We start from the raw sequence: 9818 nt of genomic DNA on the forward strand, positions 1-9818 counted from the left end.
GACCAAATGAGCGACCAGGTCCGCAACCTCGCCTTCCACACCCTCTCCGAAGAGTGGGCGACGCTGAAACGGGTGACCTTCGACTATCGTCGCCGCGACGGCGCCTGGGAGACCCAGGTCCGCCAGACCTACGACCGCGGCAATGGGGCGGTGATCCTGCCCTACGACCCCGCGCGGGGGACCGTGCTGCTGACCCGGCAGTTTCGCATTCCCGCCTATGTCACCGGCCATCCCGAGCCGCTGATCGAGGCCGCCGCCGGTCTGCTGGACGCCGACGATCCGGAGACCGCCATCAAGCGCGAGGCCGAGGAGGAGCTGGGTTACCGGTTCTCGTCGGTCACCCCGGTCTTCAAGGTCTATATGAGCCCAGGCAGCGTCACCGAGCAGCTCAGCTTCTTCACCGCCCGCTACTCACCGGCCGACAAGGTCAGCGCCGGCGGCGGCCACGCGGGCGAAGGCGAGGACATTGAGGTGCTGGAGGTCCCCCTCACCGACGCCCTGCAGATGGTCACGGACGGCGTCATCGTCGACGCCAAGACCATCATGCTGATCCAGCACCTGCTGCTGACCGAGCGAACCTAGAACTTCGCGTTGATCCCCACGAAGAACCGCCGCCCCAGGATGTCGAAGCTCGACGGGTCGGTGTTGGAGTTCGGGTAGCTGGTGAAGTAGGGCGGGTCCTTGTCGCCCAGGTTGTTCACCCCGGCGCGCAGGGTCACCCGGTGGTCGACCTTCCAGGATCCCGACAGGTCAAAGACGTCGTAGTCGGGCGTGTTCACCGCCGTGGGGCTGAAGGTGGGCACGCTGCGGGCGTCGGTCATGGCCGCGATGTGGCGCCAGCGCAAAGTTGTCCGCACGGGCCCGACCGACCAGGTGGTCGACAGCACCGACTTCCACTCCGGCAGGGCGCCGCCCGAGAGGTCGGCCCCGACGGTCCCGGCAAAGTCGACGAAGGCCGCGTTGGGCCGCGCCTGGCGCTCGAAGCTGTCGAGCCTGGTGACGACCAGGTTGAGGGCCAGGGTTCCGGCGCGCTCCGGCAGGCCGAGATCGGCGAGATCAAAGCCCCAGTCCACCTGGGCGTCGATCCCCGAGGTCTTCACCGAGGCCAGGTTCACCTGGGTCTGGGCGACTCCCGTGATCTGGCCCGAACCCAGGCGGGTGAACTGGCTGCAGTAGAAGTTGGCGTTAGAGAGGGCAGGGTTCGATCCGTCGGCGTTGAAACAGGAGGCCAGGATGGTCGGGACGCCGATGGTTCCCACCACGTCGGCCACCTCGATCTTGTAGTAGTCCAGGCTGACGCTGAACCGCCGCAGGAAGGGCGCGTCCACCGCGGGCGTCCAGACCGCCCCGGCCGTGACGCTGTCGGCGGTCTCCTCGGTAAGGTTGGGATTGCCGCCGCCCACGATCTCCACCTGGGTCGAGGCCTGGTTAAAGGTGTCGATGATCGCGGCGGGCACGCCCTGCGACAGGCACAGGCTGCGCACCGCCGCCGCGCTCGCGCCGTTGCGGAACGAGGTGCGCACGTCACAGGGGTCGCCCGCCGTGGTGCCAATCCCCGGTGAGCCGATGCCCACAAAGCCCACGGACCGGGGCGAGAACAGCTCTGCGATGTTGGGCGCGCGGACGGCGCGTTGATAACCGGCGCGGATCAGCAGGCTGGAGACCGGCTTCCAGGTGAGGTCGGCGTTGTAGGCGCTGACCTGGCCGGTGGTGGAATAGTCGGCGACCCGGCCGCCTAGCGTCACGTCCAGGCTCTCGATCAACGGCAGGTCGGCCAGCACGGGGAACAGCAGCTCGGCGTAGACCTCCTTGGAGGTGATGTCGCCGCTGACCGGGACCGCCGGGTTGAAGCCGACGATATCGGGCCCCCGCAGCAGCAGGTCGGGTGAATAGTCGAAGTCGTCCTTGCGATACTGGGCGCCGGCCGAAAACTTGAGCGCTCCCGCGGGCAGGTCGATCAGGCTGCCGGTCGTGTATCCCTCGACGACGGTCTGCTTGATGGTCGTGGCGTTGGTGACCTCGCGGGCGATATAGGTCGCGCAGCCGGGGCTGACCTTGCCGGCCCCGAAGATGTTGAATCCACCGCAGAGGTTGACGCCGCCATCGGGGGCGAAGGTCAACGTGCGCATGGCGGCCCGGCTGACATTTCCGAACTGGTCCTCGGTGTGATCCATCTGGCCGTAGCTGGCGTAGAGGTCCCATTTCCAATCTTTGACTGGGAGGGCTCCGCGAAGGCCCGCCACCAGTTGCATCGTCTCATAGGTGTTGTTGGAGAGCCTGCCGCCCACCTCGTTGAAGGCGCGTCGGGGATAGAAGGCCGCGGTCGGGTCGGTCCGCGACGCGAGCAGGGTGCGCAGGTCGGTGGGGATGAAGGGGTTGGTCACCGGGACCACGATGTCGGGGCCCGGGAAGGCGCCGTCGCTGGCCGAGGCGGGGCCCAGCTGCCGCGAGACATCATAGGTGGTGTAGCTGGCCGTGCCGTAGGCCTCGAGGCCGTCGGTGAGGTCATAGCGGCCCGAGGCGTAGAGGCTCCAGCGCTCCAGGGGCAGGTTGAGATAGCGGTAGGTGGCGCTGTTGAAGGTGTAGCTGGTGGGCGAGAACTCTGGGTCACGCACGCCCTTGTAGTTGTTCACCGGGGCGGTGGAGAACAGGCTGCCGTCGGCGTTGAAGCTGAGGCTGGCGCCCCGTGCCACTGTGCCGGGCGCAAACCCATAGGCGCCGAACACCGCGTTCATCGCCGCCTGGCTCGGCAGGTTGGCCGCGCCGCCGGCGTTGGAGGCCGGGTCGAAGCGTCCGTCGGGAATCGTCGCCGCGCCGGACGGCGTCAGGCCGGTGGTGAGGATCGAATAGCCTACCGCCGACCAGTTCCGGTCGGAGGCCAGCAGGCCCTCGCGCTTGTCGTATGTGGCCGCCAAGGCGAGGTTGCCGCGGCCGTCAGCGAAGTTGTGGCCCCAGCCCACCGAGGCCGTCAGCTGGCCGGCGTCGTTCTGCTCGGTGGCCCCGAACTGGGCGTCGACCTGCAGGCCTTCGAAATTGCGCTTCAGCTTGAAGTTCACCACGCCGGCGATGGCGTCCGAGCCATAGACCGCCGAGGCGCCGCCGGTGATGGTCTCCACCGTGTCCACCAGGAAGGTCGGCACGGTGTTGAGGTCCACGACCGCGTTGGGATTTCCCGCCACGACCCGGCGTCCGTCGATCAGCACCAGGGTGCGGGTGGGCCCCAGGCCCCGCAGGTTGGCGTAGGCCTGGCCGGGCGTGGTGACGAAGTTGGTGGTGTTGGTGCCCGAGCCGTTGGAGGGCGTGAACTGCGGCAGCTGGTTCAGGGTGTTCTCGATCGTCACCATGCCGACGGCGGCGATCTGGTCCTGGCCCACCGTGACGATGGGGCTTTCGGAGACATAGTCCTTGCGGGCGATCCGGCTGCCGGTGACCACGATCTCGGAAACCTCGGCGTCCTGGGCCCGGGCCTGGGCTGGGTTGAGAGTGAGCAGCCCGGCAAGGGCGCTGGCGCACAGCAGGCCCGATCGCATCGTCATCATGTCGGCGTCCCCATCCCTGCCAAGTCCGATCCACCCCTGCGGGTGATTTGCAGCCCAGGCTAGGGGAAGCGGAGCCTTCCCGCCACTGACGGAAACCGGGTGGGTTAATGCGCAAGGGAAGGCGGCGGAACGTGGCCGCAACGAATCAGGACCGAATCGCTGACTCGGCCCGATTCGGGATTTGTTCCCTACAAGGTATTGTATCCGAAGGTCTTGCGGACACAAGACGGTCGGAGCGCCGGCTGTTTGGCGTGGCGACAGGAAAGCGCGATGAAGCGGTCTGAAAGGCGGCTCCGCCTTGACGCCGCCGCTTACCTTCGACTATATCGCCCGCTCTCGCGCGGGTCCGCCCGCCGTCACTCTTTCTCGCTTAGGTCTTAAGCCATGTCGCGTCGTTGCGAACTCACCGGTATCGGCCCCATGGTCGGCAACAATGTGAGCCACTCGAATATCAAGACCAAGCGCCGCTTCCTGCCGGCCCTGGCCCCTGCCAGCCTGCAGTCGGACGCCCTGGGTCAGACCTTCAAGCTGCGCATCTCCAATGCGGCTCGCCGCACCCTGGATTTCCGCGGCGGCCTGGACGTCTTCCTGGTCAAGGCCAAGGACGAGCAGCTCTCGCCCCGCGCCCTGAAGATCAAGCGCCAGCTGAAGGCCAAGCTCGCCGCGCAAGCGCCGGCCGCCGCCGCCTAAGCGCAGCGACAAGCAGATTTGGAAAAGGCCGGCGGTGACGCCGGCCTTTTTCTTTTCTACCCGCTCGTCCCGGCGAAGGCCGGGATCCAGGTCGTAGGTCACGACCTGCGCCAAGAATCCTCAGAGCGGTGGATGTATCTGGGTCCCGGCCTTCGCCGGGATGAGCGGATGAGGGGGCTCTACTTCAGGGTCTCATCGAACAGGGCGACCAGTTCGCGCCAGTGGCGCTCGGCCCCTTCGGGATTGTGCACGGGCATGTCGGTGGGCACCCAGCCGTGCTTGCAGCCTTCCCAGATGGACACCTCGGCGTCCACGCCCGCCTCGCTCAGGGACTTGGTGAGCCGGGTGTTCTGGGCCTCGTCATAGCTGCGGTCCTCGATGGCGCCCGCCACCAGAACCTTGGCCTTGATCGCAGGCGCCAGCAGGTGGGGGCTGCGCTCGTCGTCGGTGGCCATGGCGCCGCCGTGGAAAGAGGCCGCCGCGCCGATCCGGTCCGGATAGGTTCCAGCCGCGCGCAGGGCTATGGAGCCGCCCATGCAGTAGCCGGTGATTCCCACATTACCCGGCTTGGCGGCCGGATCGGCGTCGATGAAGTCGAGGCAGGCCTTCACGTCAGTCATCTGCCGGCCCGCGCCGGTGCTGGCCCGCAGCTTGGCGAACAGCTCGCCGGCCGCCTTGTCGCCCGCGCGGGCGGCGGCGATGTCCAGGGGCGGGTAGGGGCCCGCGCGCCAGAACAGGTCGGGCAGCAGCACATAATAGCCGGCGGAGGCCAGGCGCTCGCCCATCTCGAACAGGGCGGGACGGATGGCCGGGGCGTCCATGGCGATGATGGCGGCGGGCCAGGGGCCCGCGCCCGTGTCAGGCTTGAACACGAAGGCGCGCGCGTCGCCCTCCGGAGTGGGAAGGGCGATCTCGGTCTGGCTCATGATGGCGCCTCGCTCAGCGGGATGAGGAAAAGTGGGAACCGGTTTTCCGCCCGCATCCCGCTTCTGAAAATTAATTCGCGGGCTTCCAGTCGAAAGCCAGCAGGATGGTCTTCTGGGAATTGGAGAAATTGTCGTCGGAGAGCAGGTAGAATCGGATCGCGCCGTCCTTGCCGGGCACCGCCGATACGCCCTCGAGATTGTCGACGGTCAGGGGCTTGGCCATGTCCAAGCGGGCCACTTCGCCGGCAGGCCCGACAATCTTCAGGGTGATGCGGCTGCCGCGCACCGGGTCCCAGGCGCGGAACAGCCAGGCGGTCTTCCCGTCGGCCAGCCTGTCGACCGCCACCACGCCGAACTCAGGCGGCTTCTCCAGGGTGGGACCCTTCACGCAGGCCACGCTGAGGCGGCAGGTCCAGGTCTCGCCGGAGTCCTCACCGGCGGTGATGTAGCCGTCGGGGCCGATGGCGGGATCAAAGGCCAGGGCCTCCATGCCGCCGTTGGGGGGGAAGCCGGCGCCCACCGGCGAAGGAACAACCCGCGCGGGGCCACCCTTGGCCGGATAGAGCAGGATGCGGTCGATGGCCTCGAAGCTGACCAGGCGATCACCGTTGGGCAGGACGGCCAGGCCCTCTGAGTCGGCCTCCTTCTTGCCCTGCAGCGGCTTGCCGTCCGGCCCGGTGAGGACCGTCAGCTTGCCGGGACCGACGCCCACCAGGCGGCCGGCCTTGTCCAGCAGGACGCGGGTCTCCAGCAGGTCGCCCTCGTCGCTCATGGAGGTCAGCTTGCCGTCGCGCGTGACGCGCAGGTCCGACAGACCGTGAAAGCGCGAGGTCTGGTCCGACGAGAGCACCAGGCCGCCCGCATAGACGAAGTCGCCGATGCGATCCTGGGACGGGTCCTGTGGATTGAGCGCGACCGGCGTGGCGGTGATGGTGATCCCGGAGCCTGCGGCCATCGGCCCCTTGGGCAGGGCGGAAGGCTGCGCGCAGGCGGTGAGCGCGGCGAGCGCGGCTCCCAGGATCAGTCGTTTCACGCCACGGCTCTCCGGACTTCCTTGAACGTGGACCGCCGGGTCGCGCCGCCCTGGGGGCCTTGCGTGTTGGGCGGCGGGGCCAGCAGGCCCGCGGTCTTGCGGTTGGCCTTGCGCGGCTCCTCCTGGAAGAGCTCGGCCAACTGGTCGACGATGGCGCCGGCCAACTGTTCTACATCGACGATGGTGACAGCCCGACGATAGTAGCGCGTCACGTCGTGGCCGATGCCGATGGCGATCAGCTGGACGGGGCTCTTGTCCTGGATTTCGGCGATCACCTCGCGCAGGTGGCGCTCGAGGTAGTGGCCGGAGTTCACCGACAGGGTCGAGTCGTCCACCGGCGCGCCGTCGGAGATCACCATCAGGATGCGGCGGGCTTCCGTCCGGCCGATCAGCCGCTGGTGCGCCCACATCAGGGCCTCGCCGTCGATGTTCTCCTTCAGCAGCCCCTCGCGCATCATCAGGCCAAGGTTGCGCTTGGCGCGGCGCCAGGGGGCGTCGGCGGACTTGTAGATGATATGGCGCAGGTCGTTCAGGCGGCCGGGCTGGGCGGGCTTTCCCGCCTTCAGCCAGTCCTCGCGGCTCGTGCCACCCTTCCAGGCCCGGGTGGTGAAGCCGAGGATTTCGGTCTTCACGCCGCAGCGTTCCAGGGTGCGGGCCAGGATGTCGGCGCAGACGGCGGCCACCATGATCGGGCGGCCGCGCATGGAACCGGAGTTGTCGATCAGGATGGTGACCACCGTGTCGCGGAACTCGGTGTCTTCTTCTTCCTTGAAGGCGAGAGAGGCGGTGGGGTCGGTGATCACCCGCGTCAGGCGCGCGACGTCAAGGATCCCTTCCTCCAGGTCGAAGGTCCAGGAGCGGTTCTGCTGGGCCATCAGCTTGCGCTGCAGCTTGTTGGCCAAGCGGGCGACCACGCTGGAGAGGCTGGCCAGCTGTTGGTCGAGATAGGCCCGCAGCCGGGTCAGCTCCTCGGCGTCGCACAGCTCCTCCGCCGCCACGATCTCGTCATTGGCGGTGGTGAAGACCTTGTAGGTGGGGGTCTTGGCGTCGCCCTTGGGGTCTGGGCGGGCGGGCTGCTCGCCTTCGCCCAGCTCCGGCGGCTCGTCGCTATCCTCGGCGTTGGGATCATCCTCAGCCTGCATCATCTGGCTGTCGGCGTCTTCGCTTTCGCTGTGGCTCGCCTCGCTGTCGTCCATGGAAGCCTGTTGCGGGGACTGACCCTCGCCATCGCCCTCGTCGCCGTCCTCGGCGGCCTCAGCCTCGCCCTCGTCGCCGTCTTCCTCGTCCTGGTCGGCCTGGTCAGGCGCGTCAGAGAGGTCGTCGCCCATGGACAGGTCGCGCAGGATGGTGCGCGCCATCTTGGCGTAGGCCTTCTGGTCGTCGATCTTGTCGATCAGCTTGTCGAGATCCTGGCCCGCTCGGGCCTCGATCTCATCGCGGAACATGTCCACCAGCAGCTTGGCGTTCGGCGGCGGCTCCACCCCGGTCAGCCGCTCGCGGGCCATCAGGGCGACGATCTCGGCCATGGGCGGATTGGCCTGGGCGTCGACGGGATTGAAGGGGCGCTTCAGCCAGGCCTGCTCGTGCACGACCTTCAGGTTCTCCCGCACGCCGCCGAGCGCATTGGAGCCGATGGCTTCGATGCGCACCTGTTCGAGGGCGTCATAGGCCGGCGCGCCTAGGGCGGAACCAGGCCGGATCTTAGCGTGGACCTGGGCGTCGTGGTGCGAGATGCGCAGGGCCATCTGGTCGGCCAGGCCGCGGATGCGCGCGGCGTCCATGGGCGTGAGGTCGCGGGGCGGGTGCGGCAAGACCGCGCGATTGCCCGACAGCACGGGACCTTCGCCGGAGTAGACGATCTCCAGATCTGGCGACTCGGCCAGCGAGCGCGCGGCGTTCGCGAGGGCGCGTTTAAAGGGCTCGAGCGGGCTTTCCGGGTTCTTGGCCATGGTCAACTTCCATAGCGCGTCGGAGCGAACCGAGGAAAGTCCTGTTGGTGGCGCGGCTGACGCCCGCAGGCCGATCGCAGGATGTGTTTACACTTTCACGCGCCAAGATGGTCGGAGAACAGGTGGAGTGAGTGCGGTGACGGCGGTTGCGTGTCTGAGGGTAGCGGTCGATGCGGAGAAGACGGGACTGAAGCCGGCCGTCCTCGGGCCGCTGGTCGCGAAGTTCTCGGGGATCTATCTCGAGGGCAAATGGCAGTGGCCACGCCAGTTCGCGCCCCTGACCCACTACTCCTTCCTGCTGACCGATCCGCGCGCCGATGAGCTGGACGTCCAGGAACTGGCGCGGCTGGGAGACGATCTGCAGATCAAACTGTTCGGGGAGGGCGACGATGAGGCCGGCAAGGTAGGTCTGCTGCTGTTCGAGGGCTCGGCTGAGGCGGTGCAGGCCTTCGCGGCCCTCGACGACGCGGCGGTCAGCGCGGCCCTGCTTGATCCCTCCCTGCTGCCGCCCGGTGGACGGCTGAGCCGCATCGAGGCGACCGAACGGGAGCCGGCCGACAAACCGCCTGAGGCCCGCCGCCCGGTGGGGCCGATCTGGGTGACCCAGCAGGCCGCCCTGGAGGACATGGCCGAGGCGGCCGCCAAGCGGACGATGCCGCCGCTCGATGGCGTGCAGGGAATCTATTTCACCCTGCGCAGCGTATTTGTCGGCGACGTTGTCAGTTCCACCCCCGGGGACTTGAGAACCCATCTGAGCCTTGTGGAGGGCGACGACCACATGCCTGCCGATCCGCAGGCCTTCGACGCCGACTGCGTAGCGGTGGCGGCGCGGATGCTGGCGGGGCCCGGGCCCCATTCGATGCTCTACCTGCCCATCTGCTACTCCAACATGGTCCGCGCCTCCCAGCGCGCAGCCTACGAGGAGATGCTCGCCACCCTGCCTCGGGACGCCAAGGGGCAGCTGGCGGCGGCGGTCTATGATGTGCCCCGCGACCCGGCGTTTACGGCCCTGGCTACGATCCGGGCCTCGCTGTTGAAGTACGTGACCAATATCGACCTGCGCACGCAAGATCCCGGCTTCGAGGTGGAGAAGCTCGCGCCCAACGCCGTCACGAGCGTCACCCTTGTCCTGCCCAGCGGCGACCAGCGGGCGCGGCTCGCGGTGTTGCGCCGGTTCGCCGAGCGTCTGGGGCTCTACCGCAAGAAGCAGATCTGGGCGGCGGTCACCAACGTCCGAAACCGCGTGGAGCTGGAAGCCTGCATCGCCGCTCACGTGCCGTTCGTGACCGGCCCGGGCGTCTGTCGCCTACAGACAGCGCCGGTCGGCGGCCGAATGCAGCCGCCAGAGGCTCTGCCCCTGCTGGCGGCCTGACTGCGACAGGAACGCGACGGCATGGCCGACGTTTAGCCAGCAAGATCCCGACTTTTTTGGCTGGAGTTCAACATGTTGAAATGGGCCCTGATTTTCGCCGTGGTCGCGCTGATCGCGGGCGCGCTTGGCTTCACCGGCATGGCCGGCGCGGCGGCGGGTGTCGCCAAGCTGCTGTTCTTCGTCGCCGTGATCGGCTTCGTGCTGTTCCTGGCGTTGGGCGCCTACGTCGGCAAGAAGATCAGCGGCGGCTGAGCCGCCTCAGACATCCGAGACGGACAAGGCGCGGAGTCACCTCCGCGCCCTTTCTGT

The 9818-nt window shown here is 67.9% G+C and carries 8 protein-coding genes; 4 read left to right on the forward strand and 4 right to left on the reverse strand.

All coding sequences use genetic code 11. The features are described from left to right. Positions 1–6: 6 nt before the first annotated feature. Positions 7–582 (forward strand): NUDIX domain-containing protein, encoded by a 576-nt coding sequence (locus tag RMO97_RS17435; protein ID WP_409035335.1) that lies wholly within the window; start codon positions 7–9, stop codon positions 580–582. Here RMO97_RS17435 and RMO97_RS17440 read toward each other — a convergent pair. Continuing rightward, a complete protein-coding gene (locus tag RMO97_RS17440) occupies positions 579–3539 on the reverse strand; it encodes a TonB-dependent receptor domain-containing protein (protein ID WP_310542288.1) in 2961 nt (986 codons plus the stop codon). The two genes, RMO97_RS17435 and RMO97_RS17440, sit on opposite strands and share 4 nt — an antisense overlap. Positions 3540–3923: 384 nt before the next feature. Between RMO97_RS17440 and rpmB the strand changes: the two genes are divergently transcribed. Further along, positions 3924–4229, forward strand: a complete 306-nt coding sequence (rpmB, locus tag RMO97_RS17445; protein WP_293497165.1) for a 50S ribosomal protein L28 — start codon at positions 3924–3926, stop codon at positions 4227–4229. 179 nt (positions 4230–4408) lie between these two features. Here the strand turns inward: rpmB and RMO97_RS17450 are convergent, their stop codons facing one another. The 3 genes from RMO97_RS17450 to cobT all read right to left on the reverse strand — a co-directional run bounded on the left by RMO97_RS17450 (position 4409) and on the right by cobT (position 8137). Further along, positions 4409–5155: a dienelactone hydrolase family protein gene (locus RMO97_RS17450; protein ID WP_310542289.1), complete on the reverse strand. Its 747-nt coding sequence runs from the start codon at positions 5153–5155 to the stop codon at positions 4409–4411. A 70-nt stretch (positions 5156–5225) separates the two neighbouring features. Then, positions 5226–6188, reverse strand: a complete 963-nt coding sequence (locus RMO97_RS17455) for an esterase-like activity of phytase family protein (protein ID WP_310542290.1) — start codon at positions 6186–6188, stop codon at positions 5226–5228. Next, positions 6185–8137, reverse strand: coding sequence for a cobaltochelatase subunit CobT (gene cobT / locus RMO97_RS17460; protein WP_310542291.1), 1953 nt, complete (start codon positions 8135–8137; stop codon positions 6185–6187). Before cobT ends, RMO97_RS17455 begins: the two co-directional genes overlap by 4 nt. Positions 8138–8273: 136 nt before the next feature. On the opposite strand from cobT, the gene RMO97_RS17465 reads away from it, so the two are divergent. Both RMO97_RS17465 and RMO97_RS17470 read left to right on the forward strand, forming a co-directional pair. Beyond that, positions 8274–9509 carry a hypothetical protein gene (locus RMO97_RS17465; protein WP_310542292.1) on the forward strand — a complete coding sequence of 412 codons (1236 nt, stop codon included), beginning with the start codon at positions 8274–8276 and terminating at the stop codon, positions 9507–9509. Between the two features lie 72 nt (positions 9510–9581). Beyond that, entirely contained in the window at positions 9582–9761 is a 180-nt protein-coding gene (locus RMO97_RS17470) for a DUF1328 domain-containing protein (protein WP_310542293.1), read from the forward strand. The last annotated feature ends 57 nt before the right edge of the window (positions 9762–9818 follow it).

It is taken from the genome of Phenylobacterium sp., assembly GCF_031425575.1.
GTDB lineage: Bacteria > Pseudomonadota > Alphaproteobacteria > Caulobacterales > Caulobacteraceae > Phenylobacterium.